Genomic DNA, 26075 nt, shown 5'->3' with positions numbered 1-26075 from the left:
GCGCGGTCACCTGCACTACTACGTTCAAGCCAGGCCGACTGATTGCAAGGCTCATGTGGGGAAGATCTCCAGCAAGCGTGGCGAGATCCTGTTCAGTGAGCGAATTTCCACGGCGGCGTCGATGGCGGCAGCTGCCTTGGGCATGCCATACACCGCACTGCTCGCCTGGTCCTGGGCAATCGTCAGATAGCCTCGCTCACGCATCAATTTCAGTCCCTGGGCACCATCGCGGCCCATGCCGGTGAGCAGCACGCCCACCGCGTCGCCCTTCCAGTAGCTGGCGACACTTTCGAAAAACACATCGATGGAGGGACGATAGATTTCATTCACCGGCTCGGCGGTATAGGCCAGGGTGCCGTCCTGCAACAGCCGGATATGGTGATTGGTGCCGGCGAGCAGCACAGTACCACTTTGCGGCGCCTCGCCCTCGCGGGCCAGCCGGACGGGCAGTCCGCAGGCCGTGCTGAGCCATTCGGCCATGCCGGCGGCGAATACCTGGTCCACGTGCTGGACCAGCACGATCGCCGCCGGAAAGTTGACCGGCAACCCTTTGAGCAAGGTTTCCAGGGCCGCCGGACCACCGGCCGAAGAACCGATGGCCACCAGTTTCTGCCGCGAGCCATTGTCCCGGCCGGGGGTCGCAGCGCTGCGCACCCGGCTGCCACGCTGGCCGATCAGCCAGCCGATATTGAGGATCTTGCGCAACAGCGGCGCGGCGGCCTCCTTGGGGTTGGCCCCGCCGATGGCCGGTGTGTCGACCACATCCAGCGCGCCATGGCCCATGGCCTCGAAGACGCGGTGGACGTTCTGCTGGCGGTCAACGGTGACGATGACGATCGCGCACGGCGACTCGGCCATGATCCGGCGCGTGGCCTCGACACCGTCCATGACCGGCATGATCAGGTCCATCAGGATCAGGTCCGGAGTGTCTTCGGCGCAGAGCTTCACCGCCTCGGCGCCATTGCTCGCCACCCAGATCAACTGGTGCGCCGGCTCGAACGCCAGGGCGCGGCGCAGGGCCTCGACCGCCATGGGCATGTCATTGACGATTGCGATCCTCATCCCTGGGCGCCTCCAATCAGCTCTACCACCGCGTCGAGCAACGCGTCGTCATGGAAGCTGGCCTTGGCAAGATAATAGTCGGCCCCGGCGTCCAGTCCACGCCGACGGTCTTCTTCACGATCCTTGTAGGACACCACCATCACCGGCAGCGATTGCAGGCGATTGTCTCGACGCAACAGTGTGACCAATTCAATCCCGTCCATGCGCGGCATATCGATATCGGTAATCAGCAGGTCGAAGTCTTCGGCACGCAGGGCGTTCCAGCCGTCCATGCCATCCACCGCGACCGCCACCTCGTAACCCCGGTTGAGCAGCAGCTTGCGTTGCAGTTCGCGTACGGTCAGGGAATCGTCGACCACCAGGATGCGCTTGCGCGCGGCCTCGTTGGCCTGGCGATTACGCCGGTCGATACGTTCCAGGCGCCCGGTATTGAGCAGTTTTTCCACCGAGCGCAGCATGTCCTCGACATCGACGATCAGCACCGCCGAACCGTCGTCGAGCAAGGCGCCGGCGGAGATGTCCTGGACCTTGCCCAGGCGTGGGTCGAGCGGCAGCACCACCAGGGTACGTTCGCCGATAAAACGCTCGACCGCCACCCCGTAGACCGCATCGCGCTCGCGGATCACCACCACCTTGAGGCTCTCGCCCACGTGTTCGCTGGCAGGGCGCTGCAACAACTGGCTGGCCGCCACCAGGCCGACATGCCGGCCTTCGTGCCAGAAGTGCTGGCGACCTTCCAGTTGCACGATCTCCTCCGGTTCGAGGTCGCGCATCCGCTCGATATGCGCCAGCGGGAAGGCGTAGGCTTCGCCGCCGACCTCCACCACCAGGCTGCGCACCACCGACAGGGTCAACGGCACTTCCAGGTGGAAACGACTGCCCTGCCCGGTCGTCTGCTCCAGCGCCACCGCACCGTGCAGTTGCCGGACCATATGCTGCACGGCATCCAGGCCGACGCCGCGCCCGGAGACTTCGGTCACCTTGTCCCGCAGGCTGAAGCCCGGCAGGAACAGGAAGGTCAGCAATTCCTCCTCGCTGAGTTGCGCGGCGGTCTCGGCCGGCGACAACTGGCGTTCGACGATATTGCGGCGCAGGCGCTCCAGGTCCACTCCGCCGCCGTCGTCGCTCAGTTGCAGTACCAGGAGACCGGCCTGGTGCGAGGCACGCAAGCGGATCAGGCCTTCGGCGGGCTTGCCGGCCAGCAACCGCTGCTCCGGACTTTCGATACCGTGATCGACCGCGTTGCGCAGCAGGTGGGTCAGCGGCGCCTCGAGCTTTTCCAGGACATCGCGGTCGACCTGGGTCTTCTCGCCCTCGATCTCCAGCCGCACCTGTTTACCCAGGCTGCGCCCGAGGTCGCGGACCATGCGTACCTGTCCGTTGAGCACGTCGGCGAAGGGTCGCATGCGACAGGCCAGGGCGGTGTCATAGAGCACCTGGGCACGCTGGCTGGCCTGCCAGCCGAACTCGTCGAGCTCGACGGTCTGGGCGGTGAGCATCTGTTGCGATTCGGCGAGCAGGCGCCGGGCATCGGCCAGGGCCTCCTCGGCTTCCAGGCTCAGGCCCACGCTCTTCAGATGGTCGTTGAGCGTGTCCAGGGCCCGCAGGCCGTTGCTCTGCATGCGCCGCAAGCGTTGCAGGGTGGCCAGGTACGGCTTGAGCCGCTGGGTTTCCACCAGGGATTTGCTCGACAGGTCGAGCAGGCTGTTCAAGCGTTCGGCGGTGACCCGCAACACCCGCTCGCCCCCCTCGGTGGTGACGCGCCGGCCTGGCACGATGGCTTCGGGCTCGACCGTGGTCGGCAACGGTTCGGGTTCCGGCACCACGACCGGCGCAAGCGGCGGCTCAACCGCGGCGGGCGCAACGGTCGGCGCGACGCGGGCACCCGGGGCCGCCGGGTCGAGCAAGGCGTTCATCAACTGGACATAGGCCTCGACATCCAGCGGCCCGACATTGGCGCTGCCCGGCGTGGCGATGCGCATGAGCATGTCGGTGCCCTGCAGCAAGGCATCGATATGTTCCGGCTGCAGGTACAAGCGCCCTTCCTGGGCGCTGACCAGGCAATCCTCCATCACATGGGACACGCTCACCCCGGCGTCGACCCCGACAATCCGCGCCGCGCCCTTGAGCGAGTGGGCGGCGCGCATGCAGGCTTCAAGCTGGTCGGCCTGGGTCGGGTTACGCTCCAGCGCCAGCAGGCCGGCGCTGAGGACCTGGGTCTGGGCCTCGGCCTCCAGGCTGAACAGCTCCATCAATGAGGAGTCACGCATTTGATCGGGGGTCATGTGAGGCTCCGGGTCACTGCCGACAGCAATTGCTCTTCATCCAGCCAGCGCAGGCTGCGCCCCCTGAACGGCAGGACGCCCCGGGTATACCTGGCGCTGGCCTGGGGCCCGGCGGCGGACGCCTTGTCGAGCAGGCGCTGGTCGATGGCATGAATCCCGTCGACTTCATCCACCGGCACCACCACCGGCCCACCCTGGGCACCGATGATCAACATGCGCGGCATGACCCGGCCGCTGGAAGTGACCGGGACATTCGCTTCCAGCCCCAGCAGCTCCACCAGCGACAGGCAGGCCACCAGCGCCCCACGCACATTGGCAACGCCGAGCAGGGCCCGCGAACGCTGGTGCGGCAGGGAATGGATCGGCTGCAACGGTGCCACCTCGACCAGGCAGCGCGTGGCCAGGCCCAGCCATTCCTCCCCGAGGCGGAACATCAGCAGCGAACGGGTGGCGATCTCCTCGCCCGCGGCCACCGTCGCCTGTTGGTGATGTTCCTGCTGCAGGGCATAACGGTCCAGCAGACGCGTGGCGGCGGCGGAATACACTGAGCAGTTGCGGCAATGGATATGGTCCGCCAGCAGCGGACAGGACTTGTCGCCGTGGATACCGATGCGGTTCCAGCAATCGTCGATGACTTCGGCGTCTTCATGGGTCAGGTTCAGGGCTGTCAGACCGCTCATCGTTCACGCTCACTGTCAGGGGCACGCCCACTACGGGCGGCGCGGTCCTGCAATCGCCGGGCACCGGCCACATCGCCCCGGGACGCCAGCAAGGCGGCCAGGTGGGCCAGGGCCTCGGGATGTTGCGGTTCAAGGTACAACGCCTTGCGGTAGAAGCCCTGTGCCTCCAGCGCGCTGCCGGCGACATCGCTGAGCAGGCCGAGCCAGTAGAACACCTGGGCCACCGGTTCATGTTGCTTCAGATAGCTTTCGCAAGCCTCACGAGCCTCGTTGCTGCGGCCTTCATTGGCCAGGTCGGCAATTCGCGCGAGCAGGGCCGTGGCGTCGTTCGAGGGTGCAGCCGCGGGGGCTGGCATGGCCGGCGCGGCGACCATGAAGGGTCGAGGACGCACCTTCGCCACGGCGGCGATGCCTGGCGGCGCACGGACCGGCAGCGGCGGCGGTGGCACAAAAGACGGTGCTGGCGCGGGCTCGATCGCCTCCTGCCGCCGGAATGCAAACGACTGCGGGATACCGATGGAGCGCATGCCCATGCGGCCCAGCAGATTGCCCTCGGCCGGACCGATGAACAGCACGCCGTCGGCATGGGTCAGGCGCTTGAGGATCTCGAACACCTGTTTCTGGGTGTCCAGGTCGAAATAGATCAGCAGGTTGCGGCAGAACACGAAGTCATACACTTCGCCGACCAACAGGCCCGGATCCAGCAGGTTGCCGGCGCGCAAGCGCACCTGTTCGCGCACCCGCTCGCTGATCAGGTAGCCGTCGTTCTGCGCGGTGAAGTGCTGCTCGCGAAACCCGATGTCCTGCCCACGAAACGAGTTCTTGCCATACACCCCCCGCCGGGCGCGCTCCACCGACAACGGGCTGACATCCATGCCGTCCACCTTGAACTGATGCGGCGCCAGGCCGGCATCGAGCAAGGCCATGGCAATCGAATAGGGTTCTTCGCCGGTGGAGCACGGCAGGCTGAGGATCTTCAGCGCGCGCATGCCGCGACGTTGCGCCAGCAGTTCATGGGCCAGGCGGGCCAGGGTCGAGAAAGATTCCGGGTAACGGAAAAACCAGGTTTCCGGAACGATCACCGCCTCGATCAGCGCCTGCTGCTCATCGGCGGAGCCTTGCAGGCGGCTCCAGTATTCATCGGCGGTGGCCGCCTGCAACTGGCTGCAACGCTGGCGTAAGGCCCGTTCGATAATGGCCGGGCCGACCGAGGCGACATCCAGGCCGATGCGCTCCTTGAGAAAATCGAAGAAGCGCTGGTCACTGCTCATTGCAGACCCTCGGCAGCTTCGGGAAACAGCAGTTGGCGAACTTCGCCACTGAGCAGCTCGTTGACGCAGATGCGTTGTACCAGGCCCTGTTCGTCTTCGCGCACCGGCCCCAGGTAGGGAGCCTGGCGATTGTCCAGGCCATAGGGCTGGAAGTCCGCCGGATTGCAGCGCAGGGTATCGGTCGCCTGTTCGAGCACCAGGCCGAGCAGGTGTCCGTCGCCCTCGGGCCGAGGCCGGTAATGCACCAGCACCAGCCGCGTGCTGGTGCGGGCGGCGGCGGGTTGGCCGAAGGTCATGGCACTGACGTCGATCACCGGGACCATCAGCCCGCGGTGGGCAAACACCCCCGCAACCCAGCCCGGCGCATGGGCGATCGCCTTGAGTTGCAGGCGCGGCAACACCTCCGCCACCTCGACAGCCTCCAGCGCATAGCGCTCGCCGCCAATGCGAAAGACCAGGAACAGGCTGTTCCTGGACGGCGCGCTGGCGACGCGCTTAGCCACCAACTCGCTCATCAGACTTTGAAACGCGAAACGCCGCTGCGCAGACCCACCGCGACCTGGCTCAATTCATCGATGGCGAAGCTGGCCTGACGCAGGGACTCGACGGTCTGGCTGCTGGCATCGCCCAGTTGCACCAGCGCGTGGTTGATCTGCTCGGCGCCGGTGGCCTGGGCCTGCATGCCCTCGTTGACCATCAGCACGCGCGGCGCCAGGGCCTGGACCTGGTGAATGATCTGCGACAACTGCTCGCCGACCTGTTGCACCTCGAACATGCCACGCCGCACTTCTTCGGAGAACTTGTCCATGCCCATGACCCCGGCGGACACCGCCGACTGGATTTCCCGGACCATCTGCTCGATGTCGTAGGTGGCCACGGCGGTCTGGTCGGCCAGGCGCCGCACTTCGGTGGCGACCACGGCGAAACCGCGCCCGTACTCCCCGGCCTTCTCGGCCTCGATCGCGGCATTGAGGGACAACAGGTTGGTCTGGTCGGCGACCTTGACGATGGTCACCACCACCTGGTTGATATTGCCCGCCTTCTCGTTGAGGATCGCCAGCTTGGAGTTCACCAGGTCGGCGGCGCCCATCACCGAATGCATGGTTTCTTCCATCCGCGCCAGGCCTTGCTGGCCGGAACCGGCAAGCACCGACGCCTGGTCGGCGGCGGAGGACACTTCGGTCATGGTGCGCACCAGATCGCGGGAAGTCGCGGCGATCTCCCGCGACGTCGCACCGATCTCGGTGGTGGTGGCCGCGGTTTCGGTCGCCGTGGCCTGCTGCTGCTTGGAGGTGGCGGCGATCTCGGTGACCGACGTGGTGACCTGGACCGACGAGCGCTGGGCCTGGGACACCAGGGCGGTGAGTTCGGTCATCATGTCGTTGAAGCCGGTTTCCACCGCGCCGAACTCATCCTTGCGCGCCAGGTTCAAGCGGCTGCTGAGATCGCCGGTGCGCATGATCTCGAGGATGTCGACGATGCGCTGCATCGGCGCCATGATCGCGCGCATCAGCAGCAAACCACAGAACCCGGCGGCCAGCACCGCGATCAGCAGGGAAACGCCCATGCTGATCTTCGCCGCCGAGACCGCCTCGGTAATCGAATCGGTGGCGTGATCGGCCACATCCTTGTTCTGGGTGATGATGTCATTGAGCTGTTTGCGCCCGTCCATCCAGGCCGGACTCATCTGCGTGTTGAACTGGCGGATCGCCTCGTCGTTCTGCTTGTGCTGGTAGAGATCGAGCACAGTGGCCAGGGTCTTGTTGTAGACCTCGTGTTCACGCTTGAAGACATCGAACGCCGCCTGGTCTTCGCTGGTATTGATGGTCTTCTGATAGGCGTCGATCTGTGCCAGCAAACGGTTGGCGAAGTTCTTGTACTGCTCCTGGTCAGCCGGACTGATCACGCCGTCGGCACTGAACCCCAGCAACTGCTGGGTCAGCACATAGCTGTCGACCCAGGCACTGCGAATCATGGTGCTGTAGTAGACGCCGGGAATCGCGTCGGTCCGCACGCTCTCTTCACTGGACTCGATCGACAACAACCGGGAATAAGAAGCGACAACCATCAACAACATGATCGCGATGATTACCGCAAAACTCGCCAGTATTCGTTGGCGCAAAGTCCAGTTCTTCACAGTCAGTCCTCAAGAGCCATTCAAATGGAAGGCAGTATAGCCGAGGGTGTGCCATCATTTATGCACGGGTTACGGCTTGGATTACAAACAAAGGGAATATAGCCGACAGTCTACGTCTACCCTGACTAAGGTACTTGCCGATACTACATACAGAAGCTGCCAGTCTTAGTTAGAAGCAAATTGCCACTAGTCATGGCAATCATCATATAATCCTTACGGCCCAGGAACCTAGTTCATGCCCGTTCTGTCCAGCCTGCGCAGCCGTTTTGCGCTACTCATCGCGTTGTTGGTCGGTCTGCTGAGCTGGTTGCTGGGTTCTTTCATCAGTCACGACTCCAGCGTGCGGATGCGTGGCGAGATCGGCCAGGACCTGGCTGAAGTCTCCTACCAGATGTCCGACCGGCTGGACCGGGCCATGGCCAACCGCATTCATCTGCTGAGTGTCATCAGTCGCCTGAATGTCCTGCAGCAGCCCCGCGACCTGACACAAGTCCGCCAGTTACTCGAACACCTGCAACAGGAATTCCCGGACATTGCCTGGCTGGGCATGCTCGATACCCAGGGCCGGGTACGGGCCGCGACCGGCGGCATTCTCCAGGACAGCAACATCAGCGAGCGCCCGGTGTTCAGCCAGGGCCGCGACCACCTGTTCGTCGGCGACGTCCACGACGCCGTGCTGCTCTCCAGGCTGCTGCCCAATCCCAGCGGCGAAACGCTGAAATTCGTCGATATCAGCCTGCCGATCTTCAATGGCGAAAGTGGCGAGGCCCGACAGAACATCGGCGTGCTGGCCGCGCATCTTTCCTGGACCTGGGCCGAAGGCATGCGCCAATCGGCGATGGCGCCCATCAAGGCGCGGCGCAATGTCGAGTTTTTTCTCGTGGCTTCCGATCACCGGGTATTGCTCGGGCCGCGCGACAGCATCGGCCAGCCACTGGAACTGCCGCTGCTGAAAGGCCTCGACAGACAGCAGCCGCGTTGGGGCGTGCAACGCTGGCCGGATGGCAACGACTACCTGACCGGCGTGGCCCTGAGTCGCGGCCATGACCACTACGAAGGCCTGGGCTGGACCGTGATCACCCGTCAGACACTCGAGGAAGCCTATGCCCCGGCCAAGGAGCTGCAGCGTGACATCCTGGTCTGGGGCGTTGCCCTGGCGGTGATCATCGCCTTTGTCGGCTGGCTGCTGGCGACCTGGTTCACCCGGCCGCTGCAGGCCATCGCCAAGGCCGCGGACCGCCTGAGTGTCGGCGAATCGATGGAGATCCCGGAGATCAGGGGCACCCGGGAAATCGCCCAGTTGAGCCAGTCGATCCGGCATCTGGTGGACAGCCTGAGCAACCAGCAGACCGCCCTGGGGATGATGGAAAGCCTGGCGCACCACGATGCGCTGACGGGGCTGCCCAACCGCGCGGCCCTGGAGAAGTACCTGCCACGGGCGCAGCAACGCAGCCAGTCACAAAACAACTGCCTGGCACTGCTGTATCTGGACCTGGACGGGTTCAAGCCGATCAACGACCAGTTCGGTCATGCCGGCGGCGACGAGTTGTTGAGAGAGGTCGCCGGCCGCCTGCGCGCCTGCCTGCGCGAGGGCGACATGGTCGCGCGCCTCGGCGGCGACGAGTTCCTGATGGTGCTGCAAGTGCCGCGCAACGATGCGCTGAACCAGGCCCGGGCCATTGCCAACCGCGTGCTCGTCAGCCTCGGTCAGTCGATCATGCTGCACAAGGTTGCGGCGCGGATCGGTTGCAGCATCGGCGGGGCGGTCTGGCCCCTCGACAACCCGGACCTGAGCGATGTGCTCGGGTTGGCCGACCAGGCCCTGTACCGGGCCAAGCATGCGGGCAAGGGACAGGCGCACTTTCACCAGTCGGAAGAGGTGTCGCCGGGCCTCTAGCGCCCGGCTCCCGGACCGCTTCGCGGGCAAGCCCGCTCCCACAAGTCCTGAGCCGTACGCGGGCCCTCGTTTCGACTCGATCACTGTGGGAGCGGGCTTGCCCGCGAAGAGGCCGGCAGCCCTCCCACCCTTTCAGAGCGAAGCCTGGCGCACCTGCCGCTCCAGTTCCAGTTTCAGCCCCGGCTCCAGCCGCAACTGCCGCGACAGCTCATCCAGATACGCCTTCTCCATGAAGTTCTCTTCGTCCACCAGCAGCACGCTGGCGATATACATTTCCGCGGCCATCTCCGGCGTGCTCGCGGCCCGGGCGACATCGGCCGGATCCAGCGGCTTGTTCAACTCGGCGTGCAACCACTGTTGCAACTCCCGGTCGTTGCCCAGCTTGCTGAACTCGCCTTCGATCAACTCCCGCTCACGGGCATCGACATGCCCATCGGCCTTGGCCGCCGCCACCAGCGCCTTGAGAATTGCCTGGCTGTGCTGTTCGACCTGCGCCGGCGGCAGGCGATCGAGGGTCTGCGGCTCGCCCCGGGGCGCACTCGCCTGCTGCGCCTGCCAGTTGCCATAGGCCTTGTAGGCCAGCACGCCCAGTGCCGCCAGGCCACCGTAGGTCAGCGCCTTGCCGCCGAACTGGCGGGCCTTCTTGTTACCGAGCAGCAGGCCCATGGCGCCCGCCGCCAACGCCCCGCCACCGGCCCCGGAAAGCAGGCTGCCCAGGCCGCCGGAGCCACCGCCGAGCAGACTGCCGAGCGCCCCCTTGTCAGCGGACTTGTCCTGTTTGCCCCCGGCCTGATTCTGCAACAGGTCCTGGCCGGACTTGAGTAACTGGTCGAGCAACCCACGGGTATTCATCGGCAGACTCCGTAAATGGCGAATAGACCCACAGAGTAAAACGACCCGTCATACGGTGGTCGGCGAGAGTGCTTCCAGATGTTGCGCGGCTTTTGCCTGAATCCTGACTCACCGATCAAGCCATCGATTAAAAAGATATACACTGGTGTGCATCCATAAAAACAACTCGCCGAAATAACCGGCAAGGGTATTTCTCCCATGATGACCCTGCGTCAGATCCGACACTTTATCGCCGTGGCCGAGACCGGCTCGATCTCGGCCGCCGCCCAGGCGGTGTTCATTTCCCAGTCGACCCTGACCCTGGCGATCCAGCAGCTTGAGCAGGAAATCGGCGTCAGCCTGTTCAACCGTCACGCCAAGGGCATGACCCTGACCCACCAGGGCCACCAGTTCCTGCGCCAGGCGCACCTGATCCTGGCCACGGTCGACAATGCCAAGCGCAGCCTGCAACAGAGCACCGACCAGGTCGCCGGGCAATTGACCGTCGGCGTGACCAGCCTGGTGGCCGGTTACTACCTGGCCGACCTGCTGACCCGCTTCCAGCGTGCCTACCCCAATGTGGAAATCCGCGTGATGGAAGACGAACGGCCGTATATCGAGCACTTGCTGGTCAGCGGTGAAATCGACGTCGGCGTGCTGATCCTCTCCAACCTGGAAGACCGCCATGCCCTGCAGACCGAGGTTCTCACCCATTCGCCGCACCGTCTCTGGCTGCCGGCCCAGCATCCCTTGCTGGAACACGACAGCATCAACCTCGCCGATGTCGCCCGCGAACCGCTGATCCAGCTCAACGTCGACGAGATGGACCGCAATGCCCAGCGCATGTGGCGCGGTGCCGGCCTGCAGCCACGGATCAGCCTGCGCACCGCTTCCACCGAAGCGGTGCGCAGTCTGGTGGCCGCCGGCCTGGGCCTGTCGATCCAGCCGGACATGACCTACCGACCCTGGTCCCTGGAGGGTGACATCATCGAAGCCCGCTCCCTCGCCGACCTGAGCCAGACCCTGGACGTCGGCCTGGCCTGGCGCCGCGGCACCGCGCGACCGACCCTGGTGGACCCGTTCCTGACCGTCGCCCGCGAACAACCCCATGGCGGGCGCAAGCCATCTATTTAATCGAACGCTGCTTTCAGTATTTAGTATTTGTCGACCTCTCGTCCGGCCTCTAGTCTCTTGCCATCCATATAGAGAAAGGCCGGACTCCAGCTGCAAGGGAAGCTCCAATGGCCACACAAGAAAAGAGAACTCGCAAAATGGCTGGCGCGCACCCGACCCCGCTGTTCACCTCGCTGCTGATCGACGGTGAACTCGTTGCCGGCCTTGGTTTCGTGGAACCGATCCTCAACCCGGCCACCGGCGAGGTGCTCACGCATATCGCCGAAGCCAGCACCGAACAGGTCGAAAGCGCCATCCTCGCCGCCCACCGGGCCTTTGCCGGCTGGTCGCGCACCACGCCGCAGCAACGCTCGAACATCCTCCTGGCCATCGCCGACGCGGTGGAGAAAAACGCCGACCTGCTGGCTCGCCTGGAATCGCTGAACTGCGGCAAGCCGCTGCACCTGGCCCGCCAGGATGACCTCAGCGCGACCGTCGACGTGTTCCGTTTCTTCGCCGGGGCCGTGCGCTGCCAGACCGGGCAACTGTCCGGCGAGTACCTGCCGGGCTATACCAGCATGGTCCGCCGCGACCCGATTGGCGTGGTCGCCTCCATCGCGCCGTGGAACTACCCGATCATGATGGCCGCATGGAAAATCGCCCCGGCCCTGGCCGCCGGCAACACCCTGGTCTTCAAGCCCTCCGAACACACGCCGCTGTCGATCCTGGCCCTCGCCCCGGCGCTGGCCGAGCTGTTGCCGGCGGGCGTGATCAATATCGTCTGCGGTGGCGGCGAAGGGGTCGGCAGCCATCTGGTCAGCCATCCGAAGGTGCGCATGGTGTCGCTGACCGGCGATATCGTCACCGGCCAGAAGATCCTCCAGGCCGCCGCGAAAAGCGTGAAGCGCACCCACCTGGAACTGGGTGGCAAGGCCCCGGTGATCGTCTGCGACGACGCGGATATCCAGGCCGTGGTCGAAGGCGTGCGCAACTACGGTTACTACAACGCCGGCCAGGACTGCACCGCCGCCTGCCGGATCTACGCCCAGGCCGGGATCCACGACAAATTGGTGGCCGAACTCGGCGCTGCCGTCAGCAGCCTGCGCTTTGCCGGTAAACGCGACGCCGACAACGAGATCGGCCCGCTGATCAGTACCCGCCAGCGCGACCGCGTCGCCAGTTTCGTCGAGCGGGCCCTCGGCCAGCCGCACATCGAGCGCGTCACCGGTGCCGCCGTGCACTCCGGCGCCGGCTTCTATTACCAGCCCACCCTGCTCGCCGGCTGCCGGCAGAGCGACGAGATCGTCCAGCGCGAAGTCTTCGGACCGGTGGTCACCGTGACCCGCTTCGACGAACTGAGCCAGGCGGTGGACTGGGCCAACGATTCGGAATACGGCCTGGCCTCGTCGGTCTGGACCCAGAACCTGGATAAAGCGATGCAGGTCGCCTCGCGCCTGCAGTACGGCTGCACCTGGATCAACAGCCATTTCATGCTGGTCAGCGAAATGCCCCACGGCGGCCTGAAACGCTCCGGCTACGGCAAGGACCTGTCCAGCGATTCGCTCCAGGACTACAGCGTGGTGCGCCATATCATGGCGCGCCACGGCCAGCATCTGTAACACGCACTACGCTAACAAGAAGCCACAACCGGCATGTAATACCCGTTCGACTGCCCCGACCATAATTAAAGTAGAGGGAAACCCCATGTTCGCGCACAAGACCGCACTGCTCAGTGCACTCACCACCGCCTTGCTGGCCAGCGCCAGTCTCCAGGCCGCCGAACCGCTGAAAGCTGTCGGTGCCGGCGAAGGCCAACTCGATATCGTCGCCTGGCCAGGCTATATCGAACGGGGTGAAAGCGACAAGGCCTATGACTGGGTCACCGGTTTCGAAAAGGAAACCGGCTGCAAGGTCAGTGTGAAGACCGCCGCCACCTCCGATGAGATGGTCAGCCTGATGGCCAAGGGCGGCTACGACCTGGTCACCGCTTCGGGCGACGCGTCGCTGCGCCTGATCGTCGGCAAGCGGGTGCAACCGATCAACCCCGAGTTGATCCCGAACTGGAAGAACCTCGACCCGCGCCTCAAGGATGCGCCGTGGTACGTGGTCAACAAGCAGACCTACGGCACTCCCTACCAGTGGGGCCCGAACGTGCTGATGTACAACACCAGCGTGTTCAAGCAGGCCCCGACCAGCTGGGCGGTGATCTTCGACGCGCAGAACCTGCCGGACGGCAAGCCGAACAAGGGCCGCGTACAGGCCTATGACGGCCCGATCTATATCGCCGACGCGGCGCTGTACCTCAAGTCCGCCAAGCCGGAACTGGGGATCCAGAACCCCTATGAACTGACCGAGACCCAGTACAAGGCGGTCCTCGACCTGTTGCGCGCGCAGCAGCCGCTGATCCATCGCTACTGGCACGACGCGACCGTGCAGATGAGTGACTTCAAGAACGAAGGCGTCGCCGCCTCCAGCTCCTGGGGCTACATGGTCAACGGCCTGCAGGCCGACAAGCAGCCGGTGGCCTCGACCATTCCGAAGGAAGGCGTCACCGGTTGGGCCGACACCACCATGTTGCATGCCGATGCCAAGCACCCCAACTGCGCCTACAAGTGGATGGACTGGTCGCTGCAACCCAAGGTCCAGGGTGACGTAGCGGCCTGGTTCGGTTCCCTGCCGGCGGTTCCCGCGGCGTGCAAGGGTAGCGAGTTGCTCGGCGCCGAAGGCTGCAAGACCAACGGCTTCGACTCCTTCGACAAGATCGCCTTCTGGAAAACCCCGCAGGCCGAGGGCGGCAAGTTCGTGCCGTACAGCCGCTGGACCCAGGACTACATTGCGATCATGGGCGGTCGCTAAACCCCTGGGAGCTGGCTTGCCAGCGATGAGGCCCATGAGCCTTGCATCGCCCATCCGGACGCCATCGCCAGCAAGCCGGCTCCTACAAGGGATCTGTGTCGAATACCGGGTTTGAGTACGACACAACCCCTGTAGGAGCTGGCTTGCCAGCGATGAGGCCCGTGAGCCTTGCAGCGTCCATCCGGACGCCATCGCCGGCAAGCCGGCTCCTACAAGGGATCTGTGTCGCACAACGAGCTTGCGTACGACACACCCCCTGTAGGAGCTGGCTTGCCAGCGATGAGGCCCATCAGCCTTGCAGCGTCCATCCGGACGCCATCGCCGGCAAGCCGGCTCCTACGAGGGATCTGTGTCGCACAACGAACTTGCGTACGACACAACCCCTGTAGGAGCTGGCTTGCCAGCGATGAGGCCCATGAGCCTTGCATCGCCCATCCGGACGCCATCGCCAGCAAGCCGGCTCCTACAAGGAGTCCGTGTCGCACAACGAGCTTGCGTACGACACAACCCCTGTAGGAGCTGGCTTGCCAGCGATGAGGCCCGTGAGCCTTGCCGCGTCCGAACAGACAGCGCAGTGCCAGCCAGATCGCTGTTCACCGTTTCAGATTTTTCAGAAGTCCAGGCCAGGCCGCTGCAACGGCCCTCGCCTTTTTGGAGCACCGCATCATGACGCTTGCAGTCCAGTTCACCCACGTTTCCCGTCAGTTCGGCGAAGTGAAAGCCGTTGACCGGGTTTCCATCGATATCCAGGACGGCGAGTTCTTTTCCATGCTCGGCCCTTCCGGCTCGGGCAAGACCACCTGCCTGCGCCTGATCGCCGGCTTCGAACAACCCAGCGCCGGTTCGATCCGCATCCACGGCGAAGAAGCCGCCGGGCTGCCGCCCTACCAGCGTGACGTGAACACCGTGTTCCAGGATTACGCGCTGTTCCCCCATATGAACGTGCGCGACAACGTCGCCTACGGCCTGAAAGTCAAGGGCGTCGGCAAGAGCGAACGCCTGGCGCGCGCTGAAGAAGCCCTGGGCATGGTCGCCCTCGGCGGCTATGGCGAGCGCAAGCCGGTGCAGTTGTCCGGCGGCCAGCGCCAGCGCGTGGCCCTGGCCCGTGCCCTGGTCAATCGCCCACGGGTGCTGCTGCTCGACGAGCCCCTCGGCGCCCTGGACCTCAAGCTGCGCGAGCAGATGCAGGGCGAACTGAAGAAGTTGCAACGCCAGTTGGGCATCACCTTTATCTTCGTCACCCATGACCAGACCGAAGCGCTGTCGATGTCCGACCGCGTCGCGGTGTTCAACAAGGGCCGCATCGAGCAGGTCGACACCCCACGCAACCTCTACATGAAACCGGCCACCACCTTCGTCGCCGAATTCGTCGGCACCTCCAACGTGATTCGTGGCGAGTTGGCCAGGCAGTTGAGCGGCAGCGACCTGCCCTTCTCGATCCGCCCGGAACATGTGCGTTTCGCCGAAGGCCCGGCACAAGGCCACGAAGTCGAAGTCAGCGGCCTGCTGCACGATATCCAGTACCAGGGCAGCGCCACCCGCTATGAGCTGAAGCTGGAGAACGGCCAGACCCTGAATATCAGCCAGGCCAACACCCAGTGGCTGGACACCAGCGCCCAGCACCAGACCGGCCAGCGCATCACCGCGCGCTGGGCGCGGGAAGCCATGACCGTGCTGGCGAGCGAGGTGTGACATGAGCACTCTGGCCCTGACACCCACGACGGCAAGCCCGTCGCTGATGCGACGGTTCTCCAACCTGCTCTACCGCCGTCCCAACTTCTACCTGGCGCTGCTGCTTGTGCCGCCACTGATCTGGTTCGGCGCGATCTATCTCGGCTCGCTGCTGACCCTGCTCTGGCAAGGCTTCTACACCTTCGACGATTTCACCATGGCGGTCACTCCGGACCTGACCCTGGCGAACTTCGCCGCGCTGTTCAACCCGTCGAACTTCGACATCATCGTGCGCACCCTGAGCATGGCGGTGGTGGTGTCGATCGCCTCCGGGATCGTCGCCTTTCCCATCGCCTACTACATGGCGCGCTACACCACCGGCAAGACCAAGGCGTTCTTCTACATCGCGGTGATGATGCCGATGTGGGCCAGCTACATCGTCAAGGCCTATGCCTGGACCCTGCTGCTGGCCAAGGGCGGCGTCGCCCAGTGGTTCGTCCAGCACCTGGGACTGGAACCGCTGCTGCAATTCGTCCTGGGTATCCCCGGGGTCGGCGGCAGCACCCTGTCGACCTCGCACCTGGGCCGCTTCATGGTGTTCGTCTATATCTGGCTGCCGTTCATGATCCTGCCGATCCAGGCGTCCCTGGAGCGCCTGCCGCCGTCCCTGCTGCAAGCCTCCGCCGACCTCGGGGCGAAGCCGCGCCAGACCTTCATGCAGGTGATCCTGCCGCTGTCGATCCCGGGCATTGCCGCCGGCTCCATCTTCACCTTCTCGCTGACCCTGGGCGACTTTATTGTGCCGCAATTGATCGGTCCGCCCGGCTACTTCGTCGGCAGCATGGTCTACGCCCAGCAGGGGGCCATCGGCAACATGCCGATGGCAGCCGCCTTCACCCTGGTGCCGATCGTGCTGATCGCCGTCTACCTGTCCATCGTCAAACGCCTGGGGGCCTTCGATGCACTCTGACTCTTCATCCCAAGGGCGGGCTTCCCTGGGCCTGCGTATCGCCGCGTGGGGCGGGCTGGTGTTCCTGCACTTCCCGATCCTGATCATCTTCATGTACGCCTTCAACACCGAGGACGCGGCCTTCAGCTTCCCGCCCCAGGGCTTCACCCTGAAGTGGTTCAGCGTGGCCTTCGCCCGTCCGGACGTGCTGGAAGCGATCAAGCTGTCGTTGCAGATCGCCGCCATCGCCACCCTGATCGCCATGGTACTCGGCACCCTGGCCTCGGCCGCGCTGTATCGCCGCGACTTCTTCGGCAAGCAGGGCATTTCGCTGATGCTGATCCTGCCGATTGCCCTGCCGGGGATCATCACCGGGATCGCCTTGCTGGCGACCTTCAAGACGCTGGGGATCGAGCCGGGGATGTTCACCATCATCGTCGGCCACGCGACCTTCTGCGTGGTGATCGTCTACAACAACGTCATCGCCCGGCTGCGGCGCACCTCCCACAGCCTGATCGAAGCCTCGATGGACCTCGGTGCCGATGGCTGGCAGACCTTCCGCTACATCGTCCTGCCGAACCTCGGCTCGGCGCTGCTGGCCGGCGGCATGCTGGCGTTCGCCCTGTCGTTCGACGAGATCATTGTCACCACCTTTACCGCCGGGCATGAACGCACCCTGCCGATCTGGCTGCTCAACCAGCTCAGCCGACCGCGGGACGTACCGGTCACCAACGTGGTCGCCATGCTGGTGATGATGGTCACCATGCTGCCGATCCTCGGCGCCTACTACCTGACCCGCGGCGGTGAAAGCGTGGCCGGCAGTGGCGGTAAATAACCCTTTCAACAAGTGGCCGCCCGAGCCCGCTCCCACAAGGGACAGGCGGCCGCCGGACAACCCGATTGAGTCATGAGGACATAACCATGCAAACCAAACTGCTGATCAACGGTCAACTCGTCGCTGGCGAAGGCCCTGCGCAACCCGTGTTCAATCCGGCCCTTGGCCGTGTGCTGGTGGAAATCAACGAAGCCAGCGAAGCCCAGGTCGACGCCGCCGTGCGTGCCGCCGATGCCGCTTTCGACAGCTGGTCGCAGACCGCGCCGAAAGACCGCTCGCTGTTGCTGCTCAAGCTCGCCGATGCCATCGAGGCCCACGGCGCGGAACTGGCCAGGCTGGAATCGGACAACTGCGGCAAGCCGCTGAGCGCGGCGCTCAACGATGAAATCCCGGCGATTGCCGATGTGTTCCGTTTCTTCGCCGGCGCCAGCCGCTGCATGAACGGTTCGGCCGGCGGCGAATACCTGCCGGGGCACACCTCGATGATCCGCCGCGACCCGGTGGGCGTGATCGCCTCCATCGCGCCGTGGAACTATCCGCTGATGATGGTCGCCTGGAAAATCGCCCCGGCCCTGGCCGCCGGCAACACCGTGGTGCTCAAGCCGTCGGAGCAGACCCCGCTGACCGCGTTGCGCCTGGCCGAACTGGCGGCGGAGATATTCCCCGCCGGCGTGCTCAACCTGGTGTTCGGGCGCGGCCCGACCGTCGGCAGCCCGCTGGTGACCCATCCGAAAGTGCGGATGGTGTCGCTGACCGGCTCCATTGCCACCGGCTCGAACATCATTTCCAGCACCGCCGACAGCGTCAAGCGCATGCACATGGAACTGGGCGGCAAGGCCCCGGTGATCATCTTCGACGACGCCGATATCGACGCCGCCGTGGAAGGCATCCGCACCTTCGGTTTCTACAACGCCGGCCAGGATTGCACCGCGGCCTGCCGCGTATACGCCCAGGCCGGCATCTACGAGAAGTTCGTCGAGAAACTCGGCGCGGCCGTGAGCACCATCAAGTACGGCCTGCAGGATGATCCTTCCACCGAGCTGGGCCCACTGATCACCGCCCAGCACCGTGATCGTGTCGCCGGCTTTGTCGAGCGCGCCGTGGCGCAATCGCATATCCGCCTGGTGACCGGCGGCAAGGCCGTGGAAGGTAACGGTTTCTTCTTCGAACCGACGGTGCTGGCCGATGCCCAGCAGGACGACGAGATCGTCCGCCGCGAAGTGTTCGGCCCGGTGGTTTCGGTGACTCGCTTCAACGACGAGGCCCAGGTACTGGGCTGGGCCAACGATTCGGACTATGGCCTGGCGTCGTCGGTGTGGACCGCCGATGTCGGTCGCGCCCACCGCCTGGCGGCCCGCCTGCAATACGGCTGCACCTGGGTCAACACCCACTTCATGCTGGTCAGCGAGATGCCCCACGGCGGTCAGAAGCTGTCCGGCTATGGCAAGGACATGTCCATGTACGGCCTGGAGGACTACACCACCGTACGCCATGTGATGTTCAAGCACTAAGCACAACTCCACTACAAAAATACCGAACCGGGACGGGCCGTCATGGCCCGGCCACGGTTTCGGACATCCGAAATCTGCCGATTTTCTGGAGCCACACCGCCATGAGTGCACAACCCCACCTCGGCGCAGATGCCGACAGCGATGCCGAACAGCTGCGCAAACTGGGCTACACCTCGAACTTCAACCGCAGCATGAGCCTGTGGGAAAACTTCGCCCTGGGCTTTACCTACCTCTCGCCGGTGGTCGGCGTCTACACCCTGTTCGGCCTGTGCCTGGCCGCCGGCGGCCCGCCGATGTTCTGGGCCTACCTGCTGGTCGGCTGCGGGCAACTGCTGGTCTGCCTGATCTTCGGCGAAGTGGTTTCGCAGTTCCCGATCTCCGGGGGTGTCTATCCCTGGGCCCGGCGCCTGGTGGGTAAACGCTGGGCGTGGATGGTCGGCTGGATCTACTCCATCGCCCTGTGCGTGACCATCGCCGCCGTCGCGGTCGGTGCCGGTCCTTACCTCGCGGCCATGCTCGGTTTCGAGCCGAGCAACAACACCAATATCGTCATCGCCCTGGTCCTGACGCTGTTCGCCACCCTGGTCAACCTCAGCGGCACCAAGGTCCTGGCACGCATCGCCATGTTCGGTTTTCTCTGCGAACTGGTCGGCGCGGTGATCGTCGGCGTGTACCTGCTGGTGTTCGAACGCCACCAGCCCATCAGCGTACTGTTCAATACGTTCGATATCCGGGTCGACGGCTCCTACCTGCCGGCATTCCTCACCGCATCGCTGGCGGGCATGTTCCTCTACTACGGCTTCGAAGCCTGCGGCGACGTGGCCGAGGAAACCCCGAACCCGAGCAAACAGATCCCGGTGGCCATGCGCATGACCATCTACATCGGCGGTATCGCGGCGATGTTCGCCTGCCTGGCGCTGATCCTCGCCGTACCGGACATGCAGGCGGTGATCAACGGCACCGACAAGGACCCGGTCACCACCATCCTCAACAATGCCTTCGGCAGCGTCGGCTCGAAAGTGGTGATGGGCGTGGTGATGATTTCCTTCATCTCCTGCGTCATCAGCCTGCAGGCCGCCGCCAGCCGCCTGCTGTACTCCTATGCCCGCGATGAAATGGTCATCGGCAGCAACCTGCTGAAGCGAATTTCACCGACCACCCAGGTGCCCGTGGCGGCCTTGTTCGTCTCCGGGGTCCTGCCGGCGCTGATCATCGCCCTCGGCTTCTTCCTGCAGGACGCGGTGGCGACCATCGTCAGCTTCGCGGCCATCGGCATCTACCTGGCCTTCCAGATGATAGTGCTTGCCGCCCTGTTCGCCCGCGCCCGCGGCTGGAAACCCAGCGGCAAGTTCACCCTGGGGGCCTGGGGCCTGCCGGTGAATATCGGCGCGCTGGTCTATGGCGTCGGCGCCATCGTCAACATGGCCTGGCCCCGTACGCCGGATGCGGCCTGGTACATCAACTACGCCATGGTCCTGAGCACCGCCATCGTCATCGGCCTGGGCCTGCTCTACATGTGGCTGGGCAAGCCCTACGACCGCGGCACCGCACCAGCCGGCGACGCCTGGAAAATCAGCCGGTAACGGCAGGCGCCCGGGCGGTGCACTGGCTGCCCGGGTCGTTCCAACAATAAAAAACAAGGATCTATCATGGATATCACCCGCCGCGACTTCCTCAACGGCGTCGCCATCACCATCGCCGCCGGCATGACCCCGCTGCAACTGCTCCAGGCCGCGCCCGACGGACGTTATTACCCACCGGCCCTGACCGGCCTGCGGGGCAGCCACGTCGGCTCCTTCGAGGTCGCCCACCAGATGGGCTGGGAGAAAAAGGTCTTCGACACCGCGCACCTGCCCATTGCCGCAGAGTACGACCTGGTGGTGGTCGGCGGTGGCCTGAGCGGTTTGTCGGCGGCATGGTTCTACCGGGAGAAGCACCCCAAGGCACGTATCCTGATCCTGGAAAACCACGACGACTTCGGCGGTCACGCCAAGCGCAACGAATTCTCCGCCGGGGGCCGCATGATCCTCGGCTACGGCGGCAGCGAAGCCTTCCAGTCGCCGAACCATCTGTACAGCAAGCAGGTCAACGGCCTGCTGAAGAAGCTCGGGGTCGATATCAAGCGCTTCGAAACCGCCTTCGACCGGCCGTTCTATCCGGGCCTGGGCCTGTCCCGCGGGGTGTTCTTCGACAAGGAGAATTTCGGCGAGGACAAACTGGTGAGCGGCGACCCGACACCGATGGTCGCCGACGATATCGCTCCGGAACAACTGAATGCCCGCCCTATCCGCGACTTCATCAACGATTTCCCGCTGCCCGAAGCGGATCGCCAGGCGCTGATCGAACTGCACCAGTCGCCCCGTGACTACCTGCCAGGCAAGAGCGCCGCGGAGAAGGCCGAGCACCTGGCCGCCACCAGCTACCGCGACTTCCTGCTCAAGGACGTCGGCCTGTCGGAAAACGCGGTGAAATACTTCCAGAGCCGCACCAATGACTTCTCGGCCCTGAGCATCGACGCGGTGGCGGCGTTCGACGCCTACAACGTCGGTTTCCCCGGCTTCGGCGCGATGAATCTGGAGCCCATCAGCGAAGAATCCAGGGCGGAAATGGAAGAGCCGTACATCTACCATTTCCCGGACGGCAACGCGTCCCTGGCGCGCCTGCTGGTGCGCAGCCTGATTCCCTCGGTGGCGCCGGGACACACCATGGACGACATCGTGCTGGCACCGTTCGACTACGCCCGCCTCGACCAGCCGAAGGCCCCGGTGCAACTGCGCCTGAACAGCACCGTGGTCAGCGTGCGAAATGTCGGCAAGGGTGTGAACATCGGCTACAGCCGTGGCGGCCAGTTGAGCCAAGTACGCGGCAAGCACTGCATCCTGGCCTGCTACAACATGATGATCCCCTACCTGCTGCGCGACCTGCCGGCGCCCCAGGCCCATGCCCTGAGCCAGAACGTGAAATTCCCGCTGGTGTACACCAAGGTGGTGATCCGCAACTGGCAGTCGTTCCAGAAACTCGGCGTGCACGAAATCTACGCGGCCACCCAGCCCTACAGCCGGATCAAGCTCGACTATCCGGTGAGCATGGGCGGCTACGAGCATCCGCGGGACCCGAGCCAGCCGATCGGCCTGCACATGGTCTACGTGCCGACCAGCCCGAACAGCGGCATGAACGCCCGCGACCAGGCACGGGCCGGACGCGGCAAGCTCTACGGCCAGACCTTCGAGCAACTGGAGGCGCAATTGCGCGACCAGTTGCAACGCATGCTCGGTCCGGGCGGCTTCAATCATGAAACCGATATCCTGGCGATCACCGTCAACCGCTGGTCCCACGGCTACGCGTACTTTTCCAACAGCCTGTTCGACGATGCCGACGAAAGCGAAAAACTGATGAAGCTGGCGCGCAAGCCGGTGGGCCGGGTCAGCATCGCCAACTCGGATGCGGCATGGAGCGCGTATGCCCACGCGGCGATAGACGAAGCCTGGCGAGCGGTGGGGGAATTGGGATAAGGCACTGCCTGGCCCCGCCCGGGATTCGGGCGGGGCTCAAAACCGCGAAACACTCCCCATCGCATTCAACAGGCAGTGCAACGCATTGCGATCCTCTGCCGACAAGCTTCGGTAATGCTCCACCAACTGCCGTTCGTCATCGCTGAGCCTGCGCACCCTGGCGCGAGGTGGTGTCCTGAATGCCCAGAGAAACAGCATGAATCCAAGAATGCTTCGTTCCTTTGACATGGACGACTTCCTTCTGTGACTGCACAGGAACCGTCTGGACAGACCGTCTCAGACATAGCCTAAGGGTAGGAAGAATCCGTAGCCTGCTAAGATCATTTCGGAATTTGCAGAGGGAAAATCCTGCAATCCATAGAGAACCCGCCTTGTCGGCGGGTCTCGGTGTTTTCACGCAGGGCGCATCCCCCTCTCACTCACGCAGATCCGACTCGTGGATCGGCTGGTCGCGATGGGTGGCGCGCTGGTATTGCGCCGGCCAGATCGCCTTGCGACCGCCCAGGTCATCGTCGGCATGCAACGGCCAATATGGATCGCGCAACAGCTCGCGGGCCAGGAGAATGATGTCGGCCTGGCAGGTACGCAGGATATGTTCGGCCTGGGCCGGCTCGGTGATCAGCCCGACGGTGCCGGTGGCGATGCCGGATTCCTTGCGCACGCGCTCGGCGAATCGGGTCTGGTAGCCGGGGCCGGTGGGGATTTCCGCGTTGGCGGCGGTGCCACCCGAGGACACATCGATCAGGTCGACGCCAAGGTCTTTCAGGCGCCGTGCCAGTTCCACGGTTTCATCCGGGTTCCAGCCGTCTTCCACCCAGTCGGTGGCCGAGACGCGCACGAACAACGGCAACTCCTCGGGCCAGACCGCCCGCACAGCTTCGGTGACCTGCAGGACCAGGCGAATACGGTTTTCGAACGAGCCGCCGTACTGGTCACGCCGCTGATTGCTCAGGGGCGAGAGGAACTGGTGCAGCAGATAACCGTGGGCGGCATGCACCTCGACCACCTTGAAGCCGGCGACCAGGGCGCGCTTGGCCGCCGCGACAAATGCCTCGATCACCTCGGCGATCTGCCCCTCATCCAGTTGTAGCGGTGGCGTGTGCTGCGGGTCGAAGGCAATCGGCGACGGTCCGACCGGCGTCCAGCCGCCATCCTCGGGCTTGACGCTGCCATGCTTGCCGAGCCAGGGTCGATGGGTGCTGGCCTTGCGCCCGGCATGGGCCAGCTGGATCCCGGCGACGGCGCCCTGGGCCGTGACAAAGCGGGTAATGCGCTGCAGCGGTTCGATCTGTTCGTCATTCCACAAGCCCAGGTCCTGGGCGGTGATGCGGCCATCGGCGGTCACCGCGGTGGCTTCGGTAAAGATCAGTCCGGCGCCGCCGACCGCCCGGCTGCCGAGGTGGACCAGATGCCAGTCATTGGCCAGGCCATCGACGCTGGAGTACTGGCACATCGGCGAGACCGCGATGCGGTTCAGCAGGGTCAATTGGCGAAGGGTATAGGGTTCAAGCAGCAGACTCATGGGGCACCTCTCAAATCAAGTGGGCTGGCTCCAGGGTTCTGTGAGAACGTCGACGAGTGACAGGAAAAGGTGGACGTCCGCCCCCCGGCGGATGGATAAGGAAGACAACGTCACAAGACCATTCAGACAGTGCTTAGAGCCTAGTCGACAATGACGGACGCCGGAGGGTTCAGCCGATTTAAAGCTCAGCGCGGTTCGATGTGGGCAATCATCAGTTGCACGCTTTCCTTGCCACGGAACTCGTTGAGATCGAGCTTGTAGGCCAGCTCGACCCAGTCGACCCGTGCGTTTGCCCAGATTTCCGGGTCGATGCCAAAGGCAATGCCATCGAGCTTCACCGAGCCACACTCGCTTTTCAGCACCACCTTCAGATGCCGCTCGCCGACGATGCGCTTTTCCACCAGCTGGAATACCCCGTGGAACAACGGTTCGGGGAAATGCTGGCCCCAGGGGCCGGCGTTGCGCAGGGCCCGCGCCAGTTCCAGGTTGAACTCTTCCAGGGCCAGCGTACCGTCGGTCTGCAAGCGTCCGGTCAGGTCTTCCTCGCTGAGCTGACGACGCACTTCGGCATCGAAGGCTTCGGCGAACAGCGGGAAGTTTTCCTGCGGCAGGCTCAGGCCGGCGGCCATGGCGTGGCCACCGTACTTGCCCATCAGGTCCGGGTGCTGCGCCGCCACCACGCTCAGGGCATCGCGAATGTGGAACCCGGCGACCGAACGACCGGAACCCTTGAGCATGCCGTCGCCGGCATCGGCGAAGGCGATGGTCGGGCGGTGATAACGCTCCTTCATCCGCGAGGCGAGAATACCGATCACCCCCTGGTGCCAGTCCGGATCGAACAGGCACAGGCCGAACGGCATCGACTCCACCGGCAAGTCCTTGAGCTGGGCCAGGGCTTCGCGCTGCATGCCCTGCTCGATGGACTTGCGGTCCTTGTTCATTTCATCCAGCTGGGTGGCCATTTCCAGCGCCAATACCGGGTCCTCGGCAAGCAGGCACTCGATGCCCAGGCTCATGTCGTCCAGGCGCCCCGCCGCGTTCAGGCGTGGTCCGAGGATAAAGCCGAGGTCGGTGGAGGTCAGGCGCGAGTGATCGCGCTTGGCCACTTCGAGGATCGCCTTGAGCCCCGGCCGGGCCCGGCCGGCACGAATGCGTTCCAGGCCCTGGTGCACCAGGATCCGGTTGTTGGCGTCCAGGGGCACCACGTCGGCCACGCTGCCCAACGCCACCAGGTCGAGCAGTTCGCCGATATTCGGCTGCGGCCGGTTTTCATAGCGGCCCAGGCTGCGCAGGCGCGCGCGCAGGGCCATCAGCACATAGAAGATCACCCCGACCCCGGCCAGCGCCTTGCTCGGGAACTCGCAACCGGGCTGGTTCGGATTGACGATGGCATCGGCCGCCGGCAGTTCGTTGCCCGGCAAGTGGTGATCGGTCACCAGCACCTTCAGGCCGGCCGCCTTGGCCGCCAGCACACCTTCGATACTGGAGATGCCGTTGTCGACGGTGATCAGCAATTGCGGCTCGCGCTGCAACGCCACGGCAACGATTTCCGGGGTCAGGCCGTAGCCGTACTCGAAACGGTTCGGTACCAGGTAATCGACATGCGCCGCGCCCAGCAGGCGCAAGCCCAGCAGGCCCACGGTACTGGCGGTCGCGCCATCGGCGTCGAAGTCGCCGACGATCAGGATCCGCTGGCGCTGCTCCAGTGCCACCACCAGCAGGTCCACCGCGGCGTCGATCCCCTTGAGTTGCTGGAAGGGAATCAGGCGCGCCAGGCTTTTATCCAGTTCGGCTGCCGATTCGACACCCCGCGCCGCGTACAGGCGGGTCAGCAGTGGCGGCAGGTCGCCGAGAAAAGGCAGGGTGGCGGGCAATGGACGGGGTTCGATACGCATGGCGTTGGCGGAATTTCTCTTCAATACACAGGAGTGGAAACGGTGGCG

19 protein-coding genes are annotated in these 26075 nt (G+C 64.5%); 10 read left to right on the top strand and 9 right to left on the bottom strand.

Annotated elements, in window-relative coordinates; all coding sequences use genetic code 11:
• Positions 1 to 51: 51 nt before the first annotated feature.
• From KI243_RS06155 to KI243_RS06130, 6 genes are read right to left on the bottom strand one after another with little or no spacing between them, the layout of a single operon-like run.
• Positions 52 to 1062, bottom strand: a complete 1011-nt coding sequence (locus KI243_RS06155; RefSeq protein WP_177118269.1) for a chemotaxis response regulator protein-glutamate methylesterase — start codon at positions 1060 to 1062, stop codon at positions 52 to 54.
• A complete protein-coding gene (locus KI243_RS06150) occupies positions 1059 to 3347 on the bottom strand; it encodes a hybrid sensor histidine kinase/response regulator (protein WP_212810616.1) in 2289 nt (762 codons plus the stop codon). The genes KI243_RS06155 and KI243_RS06150 overlap by 4 nt, the downstream gene beginning before the upstream one ends.
• Positions 3344 to 4027 (bottom strand): chemotaxis protein CheW, encoded by a 684-nt coding sequence (locus tag KI243_RS06145; protein WP_212810615.1) that lies wholly within the window; start codon positions 4025 to 4027, stop codon positions 3344 to 3346. The genes KI243_RS06150 and KI243_RS06145 overlap by 4 nt, the downstream gene beginning before the upstream one ends.
• Positions 4024 to 5298 carry a protein-glutamate O-methyltransferase CheR gene (locus KI243_RS06140; RefSeq protein ID WP_212810614.1) on the bottom strand — a complete coding sequence of 425 codons (1275 nt, stop codon included), beginning with the start codon at positions 5296 to 5298 and terminating at the stop codon, positions 4024 to 4026. The genes KI243_RS06145 and KI243_RS06140 overlap by 4 nt, the downstream gene beginning before the upstream one ends.
• Positions 5295 to 5813 (bottom strand): chemotaxis protein CheW, encoded by a 519-nt coding sequence (locus KI243_RS06135; RefSeq protein WP_017127078.1) that lies wholly within the window; start codon positions 5811 to 5813, stop codon positions 5295 to 5297. The genes KI243_RS06140 and KI243_RS06135 overlap by 4 nt, the downstream gene beginning before the upstream one ends.
• Positions 5813 to 7435: a methyl-accepting chemotaxis protein gene (locus tag KI243_RS06130; RefSeq protein ID WP_177085684.1), complete on the bottom strand. Its 1623-nt coding sequence runs from the start codon at positions 7433 to 7435 to the stop codon at positions 5813 to 5815. The genes KI243_RS06135 and KI243_RS06130 overlap by 1 nt, the downstream gene beginning before the upstream one ends.
• 235 nt (positions 7436 to 7670) lie before the next feature.
• Here KI243_RS06130 and KI243_RS06125 point away from each other — a divergent pair, with 235 nt between their 5' ends.
• Positions 7671 to 9332: a diguanylate cyclase gene (locus KI243_RS06125; protein WP_212810613.1), complete on the top strand. Its 1662-nt coding sequence runs from the start codon at positions 7671 to 7673 to the stop codon at positions 9330 to 9332.
• A 132-nt stretch (positions 9333 to 9464) separates the two neighbouring features.
• Here KI243_RS06125 and KI243_RS06120 read toward each other — a convergent pair whose 3' ends face one another.
• Positions 9465 to 10184 (bottom strand): tellurite resistance TerB family protein, encoded by a 720-nt coding sequence (locus KI243_RS06120; RefSeq protein ID WP_177085672.1) that lies wholly within the window; start codon positions 10182 to 10184, stop codon positions 9465 to 9467.
• A 198-nt stretch (positions 10185 to 10382) separates the two neighbouring features.
• On the opposite strand from KI243_RS06120, the gene KI243_RS06115 reads away from it, so the two are divergent.
• The 9 genes from KI243_RS06115 to KI243_RS06075 all read left to right on the top strand — a co-directional run bounded on the left by KI243_RS06115 (position 10383) and on the right by KI243_RS06075 (position 22610).
• The gene (locus KI243_RS06115) at positions 10383 to 11297 is read left to right on the top strand and encodes a LysR family transcriptional regulator (RefSeq protein ID WP_017127074.1); all 915 of its coding nucleotides are present in this window, start codon (positions 10383 to 10385) and stop codon (positions 11295 to 11297) included.
• 107 nt (positions 11298 to 11404) lie between these two features.
• On the top strand, positions 11405 to 12895 hold the full coding sequence (locus KI243_RS06110; protein ID WP_177085670.1) for a gamma-aminobutyraldehyde dehydrogenase: 1491 nt from the start codon (positions 11405 to 11407) through the stop codon (positions 12893 to 12895).
• Positions 12896 to 12980: 85 nt separating this feature from the next.
• On the top strand, positions 12981 to 14132 hold the full coding sequence (gene ydcS / locus KI243_RS06105) for a putative ABC transporter substrate-binding protein YdcS (RefSeq protein ID WP_017127072.1): 1152 nt from the start codon (positions 12981 to 12983) through the stop codon (positions 14130 to 14132).
• A 666-nt stretch (positions 14133 to 14798) separates the two neighbouring features.
• A complete protein-coding gene (locus KI243_RS06100) occupies positions 14799 to 15824 on the top strand; it encodes an ABC transporter ATP-binding protein (RefSeq protein WP_017124035.1) in 1026 nt (341 codons plus the stop codon).
• Position 15825: 1 nt separating this feature from the next.
• Positions 15826 to 16773, top strand: coding sequence for an ABC transporter permease (locus KI243_RS06095; protein ID WP_017124036.1), 948 nt, complete (start codon positions 15826 to 15828; stop codon positions 16771 to 16773).
• On the top strand, positions 16763 to 17587 hold the full coding sequence (locus tag KI243_RS06090) for an ABC transporter permease (protein ID WP_017124037.1): 825 nt from the start codon (positions 16763 to 16765) through the stop codon (positions 17585 to 17587). Before KI243_RS06095 ends, KI243_RS06090 begins: the two co-directional genes overlap by 11 nt.
• 86 nt (positions 17588 to 17673) lie before the next feature.
• On the top strand, positions 17674 to 19098 hold the full coding sequence (locus tag KI243_RS06085) for a gamma-aminobutyraldehyde dehydrogenase (protein WP_017124038.1): 1425 nt from the start codon (positions 17674 to 17676) through the stop codon (positions 19096 to 19098).
• A gap of 101 nt (positions 19099 to 19199) precedes the next feature.
• Complete coding sequence (locus KI243_RS06080; RefSeq protein ID WP_017124039.1) at positions 19200 to 20681, top strand: amino acid permease; 1482 nt, start codon at positions 19200 to 19202, stop codon at positions 20679 to 20681.
• A 66-nt stretch (positions 20682 to 20747) separates the two neighbouring features.
• A complete protein-coding gene (locus KI243_RS06075; RefSeq protein ID WP_212810612.1) occupies positions 20748 to 22610 on the top strand; it encodes an NAD(P)/FAD-dependent oxidoreductase in 1863 nt (620 codons plus the stop codon).
• Positions 22611 to 23025: 415 nt separating this feature from the next.
• Here the strand turns inward: KI243_RS06075 and KI243_RS06070 are convergent, their stop codons facing one another.
• On the bottom strand, positions 23026 to 24132 hold the full coding sequence (locus KI243_RS06070) for an NADH:flavin oxidoreductase/NADH oxidase (RefSeq protein ID WP_177085662.1): 1107 nt from the start codon (positions 24130 to 24132) through the stop codon (positions 23026 to 23028).
• A 185-nt stretch (positions 24133 to 24317) separates the two neighbouring features.
• On the bottom strand, positions 24318 to 26027 hold the full coding sequence (recJ, locus tag KI243_RS06065) for a single-stranded-DNA-specific exonuclease RecJ (protein ID WP_212810611.1): 1710 nt from the start codon (positions 26025 to 26027) through the stop codon (positions 24318 to 24320).
• Positions 26028 to 26075: the final 48 nt, after the last annotated feature.

It is taken from the genome of Pseudomonas sp. Ost2, assembly GCF_018326065.1.
In the GTDB taxonomy this organism is placed as follows: Bacteria; Pseudomonadota; Gammaproteobacteria; order Pseudomonadales; family Pseudomonadaceae; genus Aquipseudomonas; species Aquipseudomonas gingeri.
The sequence above is the reverse complement of the archived record's forward strand: the minus strand, read 5'-3'. Positions and strand labels throughout refer to the sequence as shown.